The following is a 17,848-nucleotide window of genomic DNA, read 5'->3' as shown; positions in this document are numbered from 1 at the left end:
TACCCGGAAACAAGTTGACGAATATTCAATTACTCGTCGTCCTCTTCCGGCTGGGTTTCCGTTTCGGTTTCCGCCTCTGTCGCGGTGTGGCGCGACGGCATCAGCATGGCCAGCTGCTCGATCAGCTGCGCGAAGCGCTGCTGGCCGGGGGCGATGCGGTCCACGTGCATCAGCACGTCGTTGGCTTCGTCCATCAGCGCCTGGGTGTAGCCGTTCTGCTGCATGTGCGAGATCAGGATCTGCGCCGAATTGAACAGGATGCGCATATTGTTCGGCAGCGCCTCGCGCGCGGTGCGCATCCACTCCACCGCCTCGGCCAGCTTGCCGGTTTTCCACAGCAGCACGCCCTTGTTCATCATGTCCGCCGCTTCCTTGCGGGAAGCCACGATCAGGTCGGCGCCCTCTTCGCTCATGCGCGCCTTGTCGAAGATCTTCTGCACGTCCTCCAGCAGCAGCTGGTTGTCGTGGTTGTTGCGGATCACGTAGCACAGCAGCTCGACCGGCGCGTCCTTCACGCCGACGGCGAACAGCAGCGTCGCCATTTCGATGCAGGTGTCCGTGTCCGGGCGCTCGGGGTCTTCGTTGAGCATGGTCTCGAGCTCGTCGCCGGACTTGCGCGCGCGGCGGTAGTCGCCGCTCTCGTGGTAGACCAGGCCCTCGGTGATCTTGGCGCGCAGCGCCACCTGGTCGCCGCTGAACTCGCGCTGCGCGGTGGCCAGCACCTGCAGCGCTTCCTTGGGGTCGTTCTTCTGGCCGCATACGCGCGCCAGGCCGAAGTAGGCGTCCACCGTCTTGAGCACCGAATACTCGCCGATGGCGATGCACTTGCGGAAGGCGCGCTCGGCCAGCGGAATATTGCCCAGCTTGAGCGCCGCATTGCCCAGGTTGCGCTGGCGCGGCACCGAGTTGGGCGACAGCTTGGCCGCCTTCTCCAGCACGTCGCAGGACTCCTCCACCTTGCCCATCAGCTGGTAGGCCGTGGCGAGCTGGTCGTAGGCGTCGATGTAGTAGCGGTTCTCGGCGATCACGCCCTGGAACATCTGGCGCGCCGCTTCGTGGTCGCCATTGCTCATGCGGATTTTCGCCAGGCCGGTGCGCGCCCAGTTGTAGTCGCGCTCCTCCAGCACCAGGTCGTAGACCACGCGCGCCTTTTCCGGCTCGCCGGCCTTGAGCAGCAGCTGCGCCTTCATGCGCAGCAGGTCGATCTCGTGCAGCTTGTTGTGCACGATCTGCTCGTCGCACAGGCGGGCCGCGCGCAGGTAGTCCTTTTCCACAAAGGCCTGGTCGATCTCGCGGAAGATCTGCTTCTTCTGCCACACGCGGTTCAAGCGCGTCAGCAGCACGCCCTCGGTGATGGGCTTGATGATGTAGGCGTCCGGCTGGTGCTCGGCCGCGCCCATGACGGACTCCACGCTTTTCTCGGCCGACACCATCAGCCACACGCTGGACGGCGTCATCAGGTTGCGGATGCGCACCTCCTCCAGCACTTGCTGGCCGTTCTTGCCCTCGCCCAGGTTGAAGTCGCACAGCACCACGTCGTAGTGCGTCTTGGCCAGCATGATCATGGCCTCGCCGCCGCTGGCGGCCTGGTCGATGTGCTTGGCGCCGAGGTTGCGCAGCGACTCGCGCAGCAACTGGCGGATGCCGACGAAATCGTCGACGATCAGGTAGTGCTTGTCGGTCCAGTCGATGGCTGCGATGGCGGCCGTGACGGTGTCTGGCATGGCCGGGGCGACGGTGGGGAATGACATCTGGCCTCCGCTCAAGGCAAACGCAGCACGAAGCAGCCGCCGCCCAAGGCGCCGCCGTTCTCGAGCTGCACGCTGCCGCTGCGCTGGCGATGCTTGTGCATCTTGGCCACTTCGCACGCGAAGTACAGGCCCAGGCCGCTGCTGTTGGTGAGGAAGTTCACGCCGCTGGTGTTGCCGCTCATGGCGGAAGCGCCGGCGTCGATCAGCGCCTGCGGGAAGCCGCTGCCGTTGTCCTCCACGCGCAGCTCCAGGTAGCCGTCGCGCTCGGCGATGGCGAGGCGGATGGTGTCGCTGGTGTAGCGCACGGCGTTGTTGATGGCGTGCGCCAGCATGCCGATCACCAGGTCTTCATCGAAGGTCCAGATCAGGCCGGCGGGGAAATCGATCTGCAGCGTGATGTGCTTGGACGCCAGCAGCACCTTGGCCTGCGAGCTGACCTGCTGCACCAGTTCGGCCACCTGCTGCGGGCGCGGGTCGAAGGGATAGGACGGCTTGCCCACTTCCTTGTACAGCGCCAGCAGCTGCATCAAGTTGTCGTTCAGGCGCTTGGTCTGGTACAGCATCTGGGCCAGGCTGGGATAAGCGGGATGGTTCGCGTCGTTCTCGTCGGCGCTGCCCAGCAAACTCTCCAGCGTGCCGCTCAGGACGCTGATCGAATTTTTCATGTCATGGGCAGTTGAAGCCAGGAACAGGAACAGCTCGGGCGAGCCCGCTTGATCTTCCATAGATGAGGCCTCCACGCGGCAATTATTTCTGAATAGCGATTATACCCGCCCGCCACGCCGGGCTTTGAGCATAAAGCGTGCGGGGTCCAGGGCGGCGGCCAGCGCGGCCTCCAGCGGCAGCGGTTCGTGCTCCAGCTGCGCGGCCAGCAGCTCGGCCGCCAGCGGCGCCCAGATCAGGCCGCGCGAGGCATAGCCCAGCAAGCCATACAGCCCGGCGTGGCGGGGCACGTCGCGCAGGCGCTCGGGGCGCGCGGGGGCGGCGTAGTCGGGCAAGGGACCGGCCAGCGGCAGGCGGTCCGGCGCCATGCAGCGGAAGCCGACCCGTCCCGCCAGCGGTGGATCCTGCGGCAGCACGCCGGGCAGGATGTCGCGTGCGCGAGACAGATTCTCCTGCTGGCTAGCGTGGCGCAAGGCGCTGTCCGTGTCGCTGTCGTAGGTGGCGCCTACGCTGACGATGCCTTGCACCGGCGGCGTCATATAGGCTTCGCGGCACACCACCAGCGGCAGATGGGGGAAATCCTGCTCCTGCAAATGGGTGACCTGGCCGCGCATGGTGTACAGCGGCAGCTCGGCCGTCTGCGCGATGGCGAGCGCGCCGGCGCCGTTGGCGAGAATGACGTGCGGCGCCTCGGCCAGCAGTTCGCCGCCCGCAGCACGGACCTGCCACTGGTCGTCCGCGCGCTCCAGCTTTAGCGCCCCGGCGTTGAAGATGCGAGTCAGGCGCGCGCCGCAAGCGGCCAGCATGGCGCGGCAGATGGACGCGGGATTGGCCCATCCGCCCTGGCTGAACAGCCAGCCGCCGTCCGGCGTGGGCGCGCCCAGCAAGGCGCTGGCTTCCTGCGCGTCCACCCAGCGCACGTACTCGCGCGGATAGTTCCAGGCCGCCGCCACTTCCTTCTGCAGCAGCGCATGCTCCGCATCCCGCGCCAGTTGCAGCACGCCGCACTGCGCGCCGGTGATACGCGCAGAAGGGTTTGCGGCGGCAGCGGGCAGGCGCGCCTCAGGGTCCACCCCGCCGAGGCGCTGCCAGTGGCGCATGGCGTACAGATAGGCCGCGCGGCTCAGGCGTGTTGGGATGTTGTCGTCCTTCGACAGCAGCGGCATGAAAATGCCCGCGCGGTTGCCGGACGCTTCCTGCGCCGCTTCCTGGTGGCGCTCGACCAGCGTCACCTGCCAGCCGCGCGCGGCCAGCCGTTCGCAAGCGGCCGCCCCCGCCACGCCAGCGCCTATCACCACCGCCTGCCGCACCGGCTCCGGCGCGCGCGGCGGCTGCGGCTTCCTGCTGGTGAAGACCGCCTGCACGCCGGACGGCGCCGGCTGCCACTCGAAGCCGGAGGAACGCAGCGCCTTGAGAGCCTCATCGTCGGCGCCGAGCAGCGTCAGCGTGGCGCCGGGCAGCGCGAGCTTGGCCAGGGTGCGCATGGGCGCAATCGGCGCGGGCAGATGGAAGGCGTCTACGCGCGCTTCGATTTGCGGCAGCGTGGCTTCCAGATCGCCCACCGCCAAATCCAGCACCACGCGGCCGTGGTCGAATTCGAGCCGATGGAAGCCGGGCACGTTGACGGGCCAGCCGCCGCGCAGTTCGGCGGCGATGTCTTGCGCCGCCGGCAGCGCGGGAAGCAGCGCGATGTAGTGCAGGACGGACGCGGCGCCGCTGCTGCGCCATGCGGCCAGCGTGGCGAGAAAGTGCTCGCCGGCGCCAAAGCCGGTGGCAAGCAGGACGTGGCGCCATCCCTGCGGCGTGGTCACGGCTGGCAGCATTCGGCGTGCCGGAAACAGGCCTGGTCGTGGTCGTTGACCATGCCGATGCCTTGCATATAGGCGTAAATAATGGTCGAGCCGACGAACTTGAAGCCGCGCTTGGCGAGGTCCTTCGAGATGCGGTCCGACAGCTCGGTCTTGGCCGGCCGGTCGCCCTGCTTCGCCACGATGTTGACGAGGGGCTTGCCGCCCACGTAGTCCCACAGCAGGCTGTCCAGGCTGCCGCCCTCGTCCAGCAGCCGCAAGTAGGCCTGCGCATTGCTGATGGCCGCCGCCACTTTCAGCCTGTTGCGCACGATGCCGGGATTGGCCAGCAGCTCGGCCACCTTGTCCGGACCGTAAGCGGCGATCTTGCGCGCGTCCCATTGGTCGAAGGCGGCGCGGTAGTTGTCGCGCTTGTTCAGGATGGTTTCCCAGCTCAGCCCCGCCTGCGCGCCTTCGAGATTGAGCATCTCGAACAGGCGCAATTCGTCGCGGCAGGGCAAGCCCCACTCTTCGTCGTGGTAGGCGATGTATTTGGGATTGGCGGGATTGGCCCAGCTGCAGCGGTGTAGGTTCATGGGCGCAGTTTACATTAAGATGTCGACTCCGATCGTGACATGGGGGCAGACATGCAATTCGAAGCGAAACTGGAGTGGCAGCGCAATGGGCAGGACTTCCTGGACCAGCGCTACAGCCGCGCCCATGAATGGATTTTCGACGGCGGCCTGCGCGTGCCCGCTTCGTCGTCGCCGCTGTCGGTGCCGCTGCCGATGTCGAACGCGGACAATGTGGACCCGGAGGAGGCGCTGATCGCCGCCGCGTCCAGCTGCCATATGCTGTTCTTCCTGTCGATTGCGGCCAGGCGCGGGCACGTGGTGGAGAGTTACACCGACCACGCCGTGGGCCTGCTGGAGAAGGACGGGCGCGGCCGCATGGCCATGACCAGCATCACGCTGCGCCCGGCCATCGTGTTCGCCGGCGCGCAGTGGCCGGACGAGGACGAGCTGGAAGCCATCCACCATGAGGCGCACGACAAGTGCTACATCGCCAATTCGCTGCGGGCGGAGATTACGGTGGAAGCGCCGGTGTGATGGCGGGTTACGCCCTGCGGGCTAACCCGCCCTACGCATGTTCATTCGTTGCAGGGTACTCGTAGGGCGGGTTAGCGCAGCGTAACCCGCCAATCAAGCCAAATCGCTGGACAAGCCCACGCGGCGCCGTTCGCCGCTCAGCTTGGGCGGCTGCACCAGGTTGGTCACGACCTTGACTTCGCCGCTGGCGACGGTCTGCTCCAGCTGCTGCATCATCCGTGGGAACAGGCCTTCCGGCTGCGTGGCGGGGGTGCTGTACAGCGCAGCCCAGGCGTTGCGGCCGGAATGCTTGGCGATGTACAAGCCCATATCCGCCAGCTCCACCACCTGCGACCAGCTCAGCAAACGCGGCTGCGACGGCAGGAAGGGGAAGCAGGCGTAGCCTATCGAACAGGTCTTGCGCAGCGTGCCGCCATCCGGCAGGATGAACTCGCGCAGCGCCACCGCGCTGCGGATGCGCTCGGCCACCACCTTGGCTTCCTCGCGGTCGGTGGCGCGCGCCAGCACCAGGAATTCCTCGCCGCCCCACCGTATCAGATAGTCCGATTCACGGAACACCTCGCGCAAGCGCTCCTGCATCTGCACCAACACCGCGTCGCCCGCCGCATGGCCGTAGCGGTCGTTGACTTCCTTGAAGTGGTCCAGGTCCACCATGAAGAACACCAGGTCCTTGTCCATGCAGGCCATGCGCTCCTGGTCCGCGCCCTGCGGGTCCGGACAGTCGTACTGGCGCAGCGCCATGGCCACGTCGGCGTCCACATGCTGCAGGAAGAAGCGGCGGTTGCGCAGGCCGGTGAGCTGGTCGGTCAGGCTCACTTCCTCCAGCGCCTTGTAGGCGCGCTCCAGCTCCACGTTCTTTTCCAGCAGCTGCGCCTGCGTCGCCGCCACCTGGCGGTAAGCGCTGGCGTTGTCGAGCGCGATGGCGCCGTAGGCGCACAGGGTGCGGAAGATCAGCCGTTCGCGTTCGCCATAGGCCAGCGCCAGCAGGGACTGCACCGTCATCACGCCCAGCACGCGCTCGCCCACCGTCAGCGGCGCGAACAGCAGGCTCAGTGTGGGCAAGGTGCCGGGAATCAGATTGGGCGTGCTGCCGCTTTCATCGAGTTCAATCACGATCTCGCGCCGCTCGCGCACGCAGCGCGCCGAGTTGGCGTTCGGGTCGGACAGCGCGAAGCGCGACGGCGGCAGCTCCCGCCCCGCCTCGATGCCGAAGGCGCAGCGCAGATACTCGCCGTCCGGCTCGAGCAGGAAGATGGAGAAATGGGTGGCGTCCAGCAGACCGTGCACATGGCGGTCCAGCGCGCGGAACACGGCCGCCGCGTCCAGGTGCGCCGTGATTTCCTGGCCGATGGCGCTCAGGTGGGCCAGCATGGCGTTGGTACGCTGCAGCACTTCGGCGCGCTGCGCCTCGGCCTGCGCCAGCTGGCGGTGGTGCTCGCCCTCGGTCTGCGCGCGCTCGGTCTGGTGCTGCACCTGCATGGCGATGGCGCGGTTGGTGGCTTCCTGGCTATGCGTCTTGTCGCGCGCGGCGCTGGCCTGCACGGAAATCTCGTAGGCGCGCGCGTAGTCGCCGGTGGCGGCGTATTCGCGCGCGGCGGCGTCCAGCAAGGCGGCGGGCACGGCGTAGCCGGCGATGCCGGAGGCCAGCGTCATGGCCAGCTGCAGATAGTGCAGCACGGCGTTGGCCGCCGCCATGCCGATGGGCTGCGGCAGCCGGTGGCGCGCGTGGATCTGCGCCAGCACGCGCAGCGCGGCGATCTGGTTGTACAGGTCGCCGTGCTCGCTGGCCAGCGACAGCGCCGACAAGGCCACCGACAAGGCGTCCTGCGGCCGGTCCAGCTGCGACAGCGCGTGCGCCTGGCCGCGCCGCGCGCCGCTTTTGAAATCGCTCTGGCCCAGCGAGTCGCCGCGCTGTTCCAGCATGGTGAAGCTGCGCAGCGCCCCCTGCGCGTCGCCCAGGTCCAGCGCCAGGTCGCCCTGGTATTCCAGCGAGACGGCGTAGGCGCGCGAGCCGGACAGCGGCGACAGCAAGTGGATGGCTTCGTGCAGCAGTTCCTGCGCCGCTTCACGCTGGCCCAGTTGGCGCAGGGTTTCGGCGGTCTGCATCAGGCAGGAGCCAATGCTCATCGGCCAGCCGGTGGGACGCGCCAGCGCCAGGCCGCGCTGCATCCACTCCAGCGCCGCGTCGTGCGCGTTCAGGCTGGTGAAGCCGTTGCCGATATTGGTGGCGATAATGATGGCGCGCCGCACCTGGCCGGTGGCCATGGCCGCTTCGAAGGCCACCATCAGGCGGCCCACCGCGTAGCCGAAATCGGCCGCCTGGAAAGCGGAGATGCCGTGGTAGTCGCTGATCCAGCCGGATACCGCCGGGTGGATGGCGGGCGCCAGCGCGGCGTCGGGCGCGAAGCGCTGGCCCCAGCGCTGGTTGGCCTGCTGCAGGCTGTGGAACACGCTGAAGATGGCGGCGGCGGCGTCGATAATGTCGGCCCGCGACAGGTCGCCGCCGGCGCGCGCATCGGCCGAGGCGATGGCCAGTTCGGCGTCGCTGGTGGCGGAGTCGCCGCGGTCGGTGGCGATCCAGGCTTGCAGCCAGTGCGCGTCCGCGCAGCCCAGCATGTCGCCCAGCTGCTCGAAAGCGTGCAGCGCCTGCGCCGCCTGGGCCTGGCCGGCGTCAAGTTCGCCGTGCAGCCATTGCGCTTCGGCTTCGATCAGCATGAAGCGGGCCGCCAGCGCGCTGGCCTCCTGCGCATCGACCAGCGGCAGCAGCGGCGCCGCTTCGGCAATCAGCCGCCGCGCCCGGGCCACGTCGCGCTGGCGCAGCTGCCAGGCCAGCTCGGCCAGGCGCAGCAGGCGCACGTCGCCCTGCAAGGACGGCAATTCCGCGTCCCAGCGCACCAGCTGCTCATCGAGCGCAAACATGTCCACTACACGGAGTCCTTCCCTGCAATATTGCCTAAACGCACTATGCGTCCTTTCGCATTATTCCACAGTTCAGCGCAGCAGAGCGACTGCCGTGGAAAATGTCAAGAATGACAAGCTTGTTGAAACGAGGATAATGCGTGCGATACGGCCGGTGTGGGCGCCGAAGCGCTCCGACAGCAGGGCCACGTTGCTGGCACTGGGCAGGCAGGCCACCAGCACAATCACGGTCAGCGCGGCAGGGTCCAGCGGCACGCCCAGGGCGATGGCGGCATGGCCGGCGCCGGCCACCAGCAGCGGATGCAGCAGCAGCTTCATCAGCGCCAGCCCCACGAAATCCCCGGGCGGGCCGCCCGGCAACGCGGCGGCGGGCGCCCCCATTTGCGAGCGGGCCAGCACCGCGCCTATGGTGAACAGCGCCACCGGCGAGGCCGCGTCCGCCAGCAGGCCGACGGTATGCATGACCGGCCCCGGCAAGGCCAGCCCGGCCGCCGAGCTCAGGCCGCCCAGTGCAATCGCCCACGGCATGGGATTGCCCAGCATGCCGCGCAGCGCCCGTCCCAGCGCGGCCCGCCCTGCCCCGCTGCCCATGCGCGACAGCGCAATGCACAGCGAACTGGTGATCACCATGTCGACCACGATGGCGACGATGGCCGGCCCCGTGGAGCGCGGCCCCAGCAGCGCCAGCAGCAGGGGCACGCCCATGAAGCCGGTGTTCGGAAAGGCCGCCACCAGCGCGCCGAAGGCGGCGTCGTTCCAGCCGGCGCGCCGCAGCGTGGCGGCCATGGCCAGCGCCACCATGAGCAGCGCGCACAGCAGGTAGACGCTGAACACGCCCACGTCCAGCAGCTGGGCGATGGGGGTGGCGGCGCCGAAGCGGTACAGCATGCAGGGCAGCGCGAAATACAGCACGAAGCTGTTCAGGCCGGGAATCGCCAGCTGCGGCAGCATGCCGCGCCGCACGGACACATAGCCGCACAGCACCAGCGCAAAAAAGGGAAACGTGACGGAAAGAATGGCGAGCATGGACAGCGATTGTACCCATGCTTGCCGCCGTCACAGCGTCTTATTTCATGGGCGCGGGGGGCTGCGTGGTGGGGTTTTGCTTGTTTTCCGGATTGTCCGTATTGCCGCTGGCCTTGTCCGGCACGGCGCGCGGACGCTTGCCGGTGCTGCCCGTGCTCCCTTCGATGCCGCTGCCGCTGGCCCCTTCCGTGCCGCTGCTGCCGCTGGCCGTGGCGCCCTTGATGCTGGCGTTGAGCTGGGTCACGTGGGTCAGGTGCTGGGCCACCGTGGGCTCCAGCTTGGCGGCCAGCGCCTTCACGTCGGCGTCCTTGGCGCTGGACTGCACCTTCTGCACCAGGGCGTGCGTCTTCTTGTGGTCGTCCACGCCTGCCTGGCTCAGATAGGCGCGGTCGAACGCGTCGCCGGACAAGCCTTTGAGCTTGCTGGCCATGGCCTTGTGCTTGGCGTCCGGCTCGGCCGGCAAGGTCACGCCCTTGCTCTGGGCCACGGTCTGCACTTCCTGCAAGCCCTTGGTGTGGTCGTCCACCATCTGCTGGGCGAAGGCCTTCACTTCCGTGTTCTGCGATTTCTGCAGTGCGATCTTGCCCGCTTCAATTTCCGCCATATTGCCTTGCGCCAGTTGCTGCAGCATATGCTGGTCCGCTTTGCCCAGCGTCTGGGCCTGGGCAGACAGCGCTCCCAGCAGGGCCGCCGTCATCAATGCGAGTTTTGCCTTGTTCATGGGGATCTCCTATCCTTGAGGTGTGGAGAAAAATTTTACGCGGGATGGAATAAACCGGCCGCAGCATACGTATACGCAACTGTTCCACCCTATCCATCCCCAAAAGGAGACACAGCCATGAAAAACGCACTCGCCATCGCCGCCCTGCTGCTGGCCGCCCAAGCCCAGGCCCAGGACCTGAAAACCACCGGCGGCGTACTCGCCACCGCCTCCGGCATGACGGTCTACACCTTCGACAAGGACGTGGCCGGCAGCGGCAAGAGCGCCTGCGCCGGTCCCTGCATCCAGAACTGGCCCGCCGTGGCCGCGCCGGAAAAAGTGGCCGAGCCCTACTCGGTGATCACGCGCGACGACGGCAGCAAGCAGCTGGCCTACAAGGGCAAGCCGCTGTACACCTTCGTCAAGGACGCCAAGGCGGGCGACCGCGCGGGCGACAACTTCAAAGACGTGTGGCACGTCGTCAAGGACTGAGTCCAGGCCCGCCATGCAAGACGACAGCGCCAGCCTCACCGCCTGCATCCCGCGCCTGCGCCGCTACGCGCGGGCGCTGCTGGGCGACCGCGCCAGCGCCGACGACCTGGTGCAGGACACCATGGAGCGCGGCTGGCACAAGCTGTCGACGTGGCGGCGCAATGGCGACATGCGCGCCTGGCTGTTCAGCATCATGCACAACCTGCATGTGGACCGGCTGCGCCAGCCCGGCCTGGCCACCGAGGCGCTGAGCGACGAGCTGCACAGCTCGCTCAGCGCCTCCGGCCCCTCGCCCTCGGACCGGCTGGAAATCCGCGACATGCAAACCGCGCTGCAAATGCTGCCGGCCGAGCAGCGCGAGGTGCTGCTGCTGGTGGCGCTCGAGGAACTCAGCTATGAAGAAGCGGCCGCCGTCCTGAACATTCCGCCCGGCACGGTGATGTCGCGCCTGTCGCGCGCGCGCGAACGGCTGCGCCTGCTGATGCTGGGCCAGGCCCCGGCCTCCACCCTGAAGGTGGTCAAATGAAGGCAGTGATATGAATCCGGTCACCGAAGCCGAACTGCAGGCCTGGGTCGACGGCCGCCTGGCGCTGGAGCGCCGCGCCGACGTGGACCGCTACCTGGAGCACCATCCGCAGGAGCTTGAGCGCCTGCGCGCCTACCGCCAGCAGAACGCCGGCCTGCGCGCGCTCTACAGCGCGGTGCTGGATGAAGCCATCCCGCGCAGCATGCAGCGTCCGCGCGGCTGGCAGCGCTATGGCTGGCCAGTGCAGCGCTATGCCGCCAGCGTGGCGCTGATGCTCTCGAGCGCGGCGCTGGGCTGGGTGGCGCACGGCAGCTACGGCGCCGCGCCGGACGCCGCCGTGGCCGCTGCAGTGGCCGCCAACGCTGCGGCCCCGGCAGCGGCGGCGCCGTCCGCGCTGGCGCACCGCGCCGCGCTGGCGCACCGCGTGTACGCGCCCGAAGTGCGCCATCCGGTGGAAGTGGGAGCGGACCAGCAGGAACATCTGGTGGCCTGGCTGTCGAAACGTCTGGGAGCGCCGCTGCGCCCGCCTCGGCTGGCGCCACTGGGCTATGAACTGGTGGGCGGCAGGCTGCTGCCGGGCGACAGCGGCCCGGTGGCGCAATTCATGTACGCCGACGCCAGCGGCCAGCGGCTCACGCTCTACGTGTCCGCCGGCCAGGCAGGCAACCGCGACAGCGGTTTCCGCTACGCCCAGGACGGCGCAGTCAATGTGTTCTACTGGATAGACGGCAGCTGGGGCTACGCGCTCTCCGGCGCGCTGGCCAAGGCCGAGCTGTCGCAGGTCGCCAACGCGGTCTACGAACAGCTGCAGCCCTGACCCCAGGGCTGCCTGGGATTACTGCACGCCGCGCCGGCCCATGTCGTCCAGGCGCATGCGCATCAGCTCGTTGGCGGCCGGACCCGGCGCGAACATATAGTCCTCGTCGTTGATGGCCAGGCCGGTGCGCGCATCGACCAGCACCTGGTCGGCCGGCTTGCCGGTTTCGCGGCTCACCACCAGCAGGCTGGCGCCCTCCGGGGCCAGATGGTCATTGCCCCAGGCCACGAAGGCCAGCAGCACGGGCTTGAAGTCGCGCCCCGCCTTGGTCAGCACGTACTCGTAGCGCGGCGGCCGCGCGCTGTACTGGCGGCGCTCCATCAGCCCTCCCTCCACCAGGCCGGCCAGACGCCGCGTCAGCATATTCGGGGCAATCTTCAGGCTTTTTTCGAACTCGTCGAAACGGGTCAGGCCATAGAAGGCGTCGCGCAGGATGAGGATGCTCCACCATTCACCCACTTTACCCAGGCTGCGGGCGATAGGGCATGGCATGCGGCCGAAATCGGTATGTTTCATTTGCAACTCCTTCGATCAACGTTAGTTGTTTGTCTATAGTTTCAAGCCCCGGACCGGGGACGGTTTTCCCTACTAACTTTCATCTTGGGTGCTACACACACCTTCTTTTTCCGACCTACACTTCTGCATTAGAATTGGTGAGTTTTCATTCGAGAAACCGGCATGAATTCTCACCAAAAATCACACTCTTTACTTACGGCAATTTCCGTGTAATATGTGAAAAGCGCGCGAAAGTTTATGCAGAGTAAAATTGATTCCTGCAGACACATTCGCTCTCTTGCTCAGCTACCCCATCAAGACCCGGATTTGTTTGCCGGAGCCTCACTTAAAAAGCGTGAGGTTCCGCAAGTCCCGGTCCCGTAGCTGCCGTGTTTCAAGCTACGCACCTCAACCACGTGTGTGAATCATGAAAACGTTAACTACCATTGCGCTGTTCTCGCTGCTCGGCCTGTCATTCGGCGCGTCCGCCGCAGGCCACCGCAGCGCCTCCATGCAGGTAAGCTTCGTCATCACCGAAAGCTGCAACATCCAGTCCGGCAAAGACGCTGCCAAACCTGTGGCCGCCACCGTCAGCTGCCAGCATGAAAGCCCATACCAGCTGCAGCGCAACGACGCCGCCGTTCAAACCTCCGCCCAGGCTGCCGCCAAGTCCAACGCCATCGTCAACAAGACCGAAGGCGCGCAGGAATGGACTGTGTACTTCTAAGCAAACTCCCCTCATCGTTCAAAAATAAATCGTCGCGGTAACGGAATCCTTGTAGTCCCCCGGCCGCGGCGTGGTCTGCACCGGCACCAGGCCATACAGCGTCACCGTCTGCGCGGCGCCGGTGCCAGTCCCCGTCACCACCGACGTGCCCGCATTGCCGTCCCCCCAAAGCGGACCGTCCAGCGTGTCCGAAATCCGGTAGCTGATGGTGTCCGTTCCCGCCGTGTCCTTCATCTTGCGCGCCGCCACATTGGCCGCCACCGTGCCGCCGTCGAGCGCAATGCGCCAGGCGTTGTCGTTGGTGCAGCGCACCGACAGCGCGGTGGTCGTGCGCTTGGCGCTGGTGAGCGCGCCCGCGTTCAGGAAGGCCAGCGGATTGGCGCTGATGGTGCAGTTGTTGGTCAGGTTGGCGGTGACATTGAAGCTGAACGCCACGCTGCCGCCGGCCGTGCAGGCCGGCGCGGTCAGGTTGTAGAAGGCGTAGCTGATGCTGCCGGCGCCGGTAAAGGCGGACGAGAAACTGGTTGGACCATTGCCCACGACCTTGGCGGCGGTCAGCGAGGCGCTGGCCGGCAGCTTGGCGTAGACGGTGAAGGGGCGCACGATGCTGCCGCCCACCAGCGGCAGCACGCCGCCCGAGAGGTTGATCGGCACCGTGCCGGCCTGCCCGGTGGCGCCCCACGTGGTGGCGCTGGCATAGCTGCTGGCCGTGTACAGGTTGTAGTCTATGCGCTGCGCGGCTTGTCCTAGCTGGCGCCCCCCATAGCTGAGGGAGTTGGTGCCCAGGCCGGCGTTCACGCACACCACCACGTTGGGAAACAGCAGCACAAAAGGCGGCGTGGGCGACAGCAGCGTCCAGCTGCAGGTGACGGAGCCGCTGCCGGTGGCGGTATAGTCCACCCCGGCGATGGAATTGATGTCGCCGAAAACCACGTCGCTCATGGTGACGGTGCAGCTGTCGGCACGCGCCGGCGCGCACGCCAGGCAGTACAGCGCCAGTAGCACGCACAGCCACCGCAGCCAGCTTTTCGGGCGAAGCGCCATCATTGCACCTTCCCCGGCGGCCGGCACACCAGCGGACCAATCACCGGCAGCGCGCCGCTGCCCTTCTGATACTGGTAGGGGAAGCGCACCGCGCATTGCCGCTCGCCGCTGCCGATCAGCAGCACATTGTCGTCCTGCAGATTGTCGATGAAGGCCATGCCGTCGTAGCCCAGCACGGAGGCGGCGCCGCTGGCCGTGTGCAGCACCGCCAGCCCCGGCGCCAGCGGCTTGCCGTCCTCGCCGTGGACGATGATGCTGGCCGCCGTGTAGCGCTCGACCGGGAAACGCGCCAGCACCCCGGTCAGCAGGCGCGGCGTGACGATCTGGCGGGTGCGGGAAATGCGCGCGTCCACCGGCAGGCCGGACACGTCGATGCCGATCTGGTTGGCGGCGTAAGGCAGCAGATTGGGCACCAGCAGGTGGCCGCCGCTGTCGGTCACGCCTATCGGGCGGTTCTCGTGCCACACCGGCACATTCGGCACGCCGTCGGTGGAGACCAGGGCAAAGCCGCCGCCGGTCTGGCGCGCCGTCTGCAGGCTGCCGTCCATCAGCACCAGCGCGCCGGACAGGTCCAGCGCGGTGCTGCGCGTGCTGCCGTTGTTCAGGGTGATGGCGCTGAGCTGGCCGCTGCGGCCGAGATACTGGAGCTGCGCCTGGTCGTAGCGGGTGTCGTTCAGGTTGCCCTTCTGCAGCACCCAGCCCAGGCCGCCGCCGAACTCCGGCGCGCGCGACACCGTGTAGCTGCGGCTGCGGCTGCGCTCCGGCTGGCCCGCCAGCGGCCCATCGGTCCGCCTGTCCTGCTGGTGCGCCATATTCGCGCTGGCCGCCACGCGGTTGTCGAACGCAAAGCTGAGGTTGGCCGACACACCGTGCGCACCGGCCACGCGGCGGTCGCGGAAGGCGCTCACGCTGAAAAAGGCGCCGCCCGGCAGCGTGGCCGAATAGGACACGCTGGCGATGCGGGCCGGTTCGGCCAGCGGCGAGTGGAAGGAGATCAGGCTCAGCCCCAGGCTCTGGCGCGTGCTGAGCGCCAGGTTCAGGCTGAAGCGGTCCGAGCGGGTGGCCAGCGGGCTGCCCTCGGTGGTGGCCAGGTCGCTGTAGCGGGGCGTGGCGCGCAGGGTCTGCGCGTCCACGCTGAAGCCGGCGCGGATGTACTGGTAGCCCAGCCCGCCCTGCCAGCCCCGGCCCGAACCGGGGAGTACCACCGGAGCGGCGGCCGTGCCGGTGACGGCACCGCCCCCGGCGCCCGAGCCGGCGCTGGCCGCCGCGGTGGCGTTGACCACGCCGAACTGGCCCAGGCGCCACAGCACGCCGCCGCCCGCGTTGACCACGCCGCGCCCGGCCTCGGCATGCGCCTCCAGCGTCAGCGCGTCGCTGGCCCCGTAGCGCAGCGAGGCGTTCAGCGCGGGCGAGCTGGCGTAGCTGAAGGAGCGGATGCTGTAGTTGCGGCGCGGCGCGCCCAGCTCGATGCCGTAGTCCAGCAGGCCTACACTCAGCAAGCGGGTGTCCACATACAGCGGCAAGGTGGTCGAGACGGTGCGCCCGGCCGCGTCGCGCGTGACGATGGTGGCCTGGCCGGCGCCGTTCAGGCCGGACATCTGGCTGATGACGAAGGGGCCGCTGGGCACCTCGGTCTGGATCTGCTGCACGCCGTTGACGTACAGGCTGAGCGCGGTGGGCACCACGGCCGAGCCTTTCAGCGCGGCCACCGGGAAAGTCAGCAGGTCCGGCCGCAAGTCGAAGTTCTTGCGCCACTGCACGCCGCCCAGGCGCATGGAGCGCGTCCACGGCAGCGACGAGGTGATCACGTCGCCCACCTGCCAGGTCTGCAGCGTGGCCGGGTCGGAGCGGGTCCAGTAGCTGTCGAAGCGCACATATTCAGCGCGCCGGGTCTGGTCGCCGGAGGTCAGGTTGAGCACGCCGGAACTGCTGAACACGCCGTCCTGGTCGAAATAGCGCAGCTCGTGCACACTCGACTGGCGCCAGGCTTTGCCCAGCTGCAGATAGGCGTCGTAATTGAGCAGCGCGCCGCGCGCCGCGCTGGCCGGCATGGCCTGGCGCACCTGCCGCGCCGCCAGCTCAAAGGGCACGCGCAGCGCGTCCGCCACCTGCAGCGAGATGGTCTGGCGCGCCGCGTCGTAGGTGTAGCTCAGGCCGTTCGCTTCGTCGAGGTCGAACTCGTCCCGGCCCGCCACGCCGAACAGCTGCGGGTCCAGTCCCAGGTCGCGCAGGTTCTGCCCGGTGCTGCGCAGCCCCTTCTTGCCCTGTGTGAAGCGCAATATGATTCCCGTCGCTTCGCCGTTCAAAGTCACCTCCAAATACAGCTCGTCCTGTGTGGCCGGCGTTTGTGCCCGTGCATCACCGCAGCCGGCGCCGCACAGCATCCACACGCACAGTAAGGTCATAAAAAATAGCCGCGCGCCATTTGTCATGGACAGACGGTACAAATCTTTGCCGAGCGCTCCGTCAAGGCTCTTGCGCTGCACTCCGCACCATCACGGGCTGGGCGTTGACCTGGCTGCGTATCGACAGCTCGCCGCCCAGCTGCGCGTCCTTGGCCACCTGCAGGCGCCAGATGCGCACCCGGCCCGCCAGCGCATAGCCCATCAAACCCTGGCTCAGCGCATACTCGCGCCCGGCCGTGTTGCTGACCGTGGTGGCGCCCAGCTGCGCATGCAGCTGGCCAGTATTGCTCAGCTTAAGCATCCAGTCGCCGTCCGGCTTGCCGCCCTCGCGGTAAAACTGCCAGCTCAACTGCGGCGCCGCCGGCGTGGCCGGCGCCATGAACACCGGCACCGAGTAGCGCAGCCGGAAGTCCACTCCGCTGTTCGCTCCGCCGGTCCCGGCGCTGGGAATTTCGTCTATCAGCACGCGGTAACTCTGCTCGCCCGGCTGCGCCGCGGCGCGGCGCACCAGGCGGATGGTCTGGCTGCTCTCCGCCCCCACCTGGATGATGGGTGGACTGGCCACCACATCCTGGGTTGGCGTGAGCACGTCCTCGCCATTCTGCTGGTCCCACAAGTACACCCGGACCTGGCCGTACACCGGCTGCTGGCCCAGGTTCTGCAAGGTGATGCCGGACGCGCCCTGGCCCGCCTGGAAATGGATCATCACCGGTGAAATCTGCAAATTGGCTGCCGTTGCGGTGGGTAATACCGCTCCCAGGGCGGCTCCCAGCGCCCCAAGGGTCAATAACGGTGCGGGCCAATCCGGCATTGCTCTCCTTTTCTAGAAAAACACCGTCGCGGTGATGGTGGATTTATAGGTGTCGGGCGCCGGCGTGGTTTGAGCCGGGATCGATCCGTACACGGTGTGGGTTTGCAGCGTGCCGTTGCCGGTGCCGCCCTTGGTGTTGACGCCCTGGTCTTCACCCCAGATGGTGGCGCCGGCGGTCTGGTACAGCATGAACTGCACGGTGCCGGTGTTGCCTGCGGTCTGGCCGCTCATGTAGCGCACGGTGCCGGACGAGCCGGTGCCGTTGCCGGCGCTGAGGCCGACGTTGTAAGGCGTGGTACTAGTACAAGTAACTCCCAGAGTCGTGGTGCCGGTGACAGTTGCTGCCAGCACGCCCTGGTTTTGGCCGAAGTCGAGGGCATTTGCGGACACCGTGCAATCGGCGATGATCCGCATTGTTACGTCAAAGGTTGCCGTCTTGGAGCCGTTCGAGTACACGGCAGCGCCGGTGATGGCGGGCGCTGCTGCGACGACGATGGCGGCCAAAGCCAGACGGGTAATCTTGGCGGGTAACATGACTTCCTCCTGGTGGATACAACATTAATTGATCGAGTGCAT

At 67.4% G+C, this 17,848-nt stretch carries 17 protein-coding genes; 5 read left to right on the top strand and 12 right to left on the bottom strand.

Annotated features, from left to right (window positions below):
* Positions 1-29: 29 nt before the first annotated feature.
* From KT882_RS04785 to KT882_RS04770, 4 genes are read right to left on the bottom strand one after another with little or no spacing between them, the layout of a single operon-like run.
* Positions 30-1,751, bottom strand: coding sequence for a tetratricopeptide repeat-containing response regulator (locus KT882_RS04785; protein ID WP_228894657.1), 1,722 nt, complete (start codon positions 1,749-1,751; stop codon positions 30-32).
* An 11-nt stretch (positions 1,752-1,762) separates the two neighbouring features.
* Positions 1,763-2,476, bottom strand: coding sequence for a sensor histidine kinase (locus KT882_RS04780; RefSeq protein ID WP_228894655.1), 714 nt, complete (start codon positions 2,474-2,476; stop codon positions 1,763-1,765).
* A 39-nt stretch (positions 2,477-2,515) separates the two neighbouring features.
* A complete protein-coding gene (gene mnmC / locus KT882_RS04775) occupies positions 2,516-4,237 on the bottom strand; it encodes an FAD-dependent 5-carboxymethylaminomethyl-2-thiouridine(34) oxidoreductase MnmC (RefSeq protein ID WP_228894653.1) in 1,722 nt (573 codons plus the stop codon).
* Positions 4,222-4,797 (bottom strand): DNA-3-methyladenine glycosylase I, encoded by a 576-nt coding sequence (locus tag KT882_RS04770; RefSeq protein ID WP_228894652.1) that lies wholly within the window; start codon positions 4,795-4,797, stop codon positions 4,222-4,224. The genes mnmC and KT882_RS04770 overlap by 16 nt, the downstream gene beginning before the upstream one ends.
* Before the next feature lie 51 nt (positions 4,798-4,848).
* Here KT882_RS04770 and KT882_RS04765 point away from each other — a divergent pair, with 51 nt between their 5' ends.
* The gene (locus KT882_RS04765) at positions 4,849-5,310 is read left to right on the top strand and encodes an OsmC family protein (RefSeq protein ID WP_161075346.1); all 462 of its coding nucleotides are present in this window, start codon (positions 4,849-4,851) and stop codon (positions 5,308-5,310) included.
* Between the two features lie 93 nt (positions 5,311-5,403).
* On the opposite strand, the gene KT882_RS04760 is transcribed toward KT882_RS04765, so the two are convergent.
* The 3 genes from KT882_RS04760 to KT882_RS04750 form a co-directional block, all read right to left on the bottom strand.
* Complete coding sequence (locus KT882_RS04760; protein WP_228894651.1) at positions 5,404-8,229, bottom strand: diguanylate cyclase; 2,826 nt, start codon at positions 8,227-8,229, stop codon at positions 5,404-5,406.
* A 72-nt stretch (positions 8,230-8,301) separates the two neighbouring features.
* Positions 8,302-9,255 carry an AEC family transporter gene (locus KT882_RS04755; protein ID WP_161075348.1) on the bottom strand — a complete coding sequence of 318 codons (954 nt, stop codon included), beginning with the start codon at positions 9,253-9,255 and terminating at the stop codon, positions 8,302-8,304.
* A gap of 40 nt (positions 9,256-9,295) precedes the next feature.
* Positions 9,296-9,976, bottom strand: coding sequence for a DUF4142 domain-containing protein (locus KT882_RS04750; protein WP_228894650.1), 681 nt, complete (start codon positions 9,974-9,976; stop codon positions 9,296-9,298).
* 117 nt (positions 9,977-10,093) lie between these two features.
* On the opposite strand from KT882_RS04750, the gene KT882_RS04745 reads away from it, so the two are divergent.
* From KT882_RS04745 to KT882_RS04735, 3 genes are read left to right on the top strand one after another with little or no spacing between them, the layout of a single operon-like run.
* A complete protein-coding gene (locus KT882_RS04745; RefSeq protein ID WP_161075350.1) occupies positions 10,094-10,447 on the top strand; it encodes a COG4315 family predicted lipoprotein in 354 nt (117 codons plus the stop codon).
* Between the two features lie 13 nt (positions 10,448-10,460).
* Positions 10,461-10,973 carry an RNA polymerase sigma factor gene (locus KT882_RS04740; RefSeq protein WP_161075351.1) on the top strand — a complete coding sequence of 171 codons (513 nt, stop codon included), beginning with the start codon at positions 10,461-10,463 and terminating at the stop codon, positions 10,971-10,973.
* 10 nt (positions 10,974-10,983) lie between these two features.
* A complete protein-coding gene (locus KT882_RS04735; RefSeq protein WP_161075352.1) occupies positions 10,984-11,790 on the top strand; it encodes an anti-sigma factor family protein in 807 nt (268 codons plus the stop codon).
* An 18-nt stretch (positions 11,791-11,808) separates the two neighbouring features.
* Here KT882_RS04735 and KT882_RS04730 read toward each other — a convergent pair whose 3' ends face one another.
* Complete coding sequence (locus tag KT882_RS04730; RefSeq protein WP_056404007.1) at positions 11,809-12,306, bottom strand: winged helix-turn-helix transcriptional regulator; 498 nt, start codon at positions 12,304-12,306, stop codon at positions 11,809-11,811.
* Positions 12,307-12,712: 406 nt separating this feature from the next.
* Here KT882_RS04730 and KT882_RS04725 point away from each other — a divergent pair, with 406 nt between their 5' ends.
* Positions 12,713-13,012: a hypothetical protein gene (locus tag KT882_RS04725; RefSeq protein WP_161075353.1), complete on the top strand. Its 300-nt coding sequence runs from the start codon at positions 12,713-12,715 to the stop codon at positions 13,010-13,012.
* Positions 13,013-13,030: 18 nt separating this feature from the next.
* Here KT882_RS04725 and KT882_RS04720 read toward each other — a convergent pair whose 3' ends face one another.
* From KT882_RS04720 to KT882_RS04705, 4 genes are all read right to left on the bottom strand, one after another.
* A complete protein-coding gene (locus KT882_RS04720; protein ID WP_161075354.1) occupies positions 13,031-14,059 on the bottom strand; it encodes a Csu type fimbrial protein in 1,029 nt (342 codons plus the stop codon).
* Positions 14,056-16,335 (bottom strand): fimbria/pilus outer membrane usher protein, encoded by a 2,280-nt coding sequence (locus KT882_RS04715; protein WP_228894649.1) that lies wholly within the window; start codon positions 16,333-16,335, stop codon positions 14,056-14,058. The genes KT882_RS04720 and KT882_RS04715 overlap by 4 nt, the downstream gene beginning before the upstream one ends.
* 187 nt (positions 16,336-16,522) lie before the next feature.
* Positions 16,523-17,272: a fimbrial biogenesis chaperone gene (locus tag KT882_RS04710; RefSeq protein ID WP_267478638.1), complete on the bottom strand. Its 750-nt coding sequence runs from the start codon at positions 17,270-17,272 to the stop codon at positions 16,523-16,525.
* 12 nt (positions 17,273-17,284) lie between these two features.
* Complete coding sequence (locus tag KT882_RS04705; protein WP_161075357.1) at positions 17,285-17,806, bottom strand: Csu type fimbrial protein; 522 nt, start codon at positions 17,804-17,806, stop codon at positions 17,285-17,287.
* Positions 17,807-17,848 lie beyond the last annotated feature (42 nt).

The sequence above is a fragment of the Pseudoduganella aquatica genome (assembly GCF_020865585.1).
GTDB lineage: Bacteria > Pseudomonadota > Gammaproteobacteria > Burkholderiales > Burkholderiaceae_D > Rugamonas > Rugamonas aquatica_A.
The sequence above is the reverse complement of the archived record's forward strand: the minus strand, read 5'-3'. Positions and strand labels throughout refer to the sequence as shown.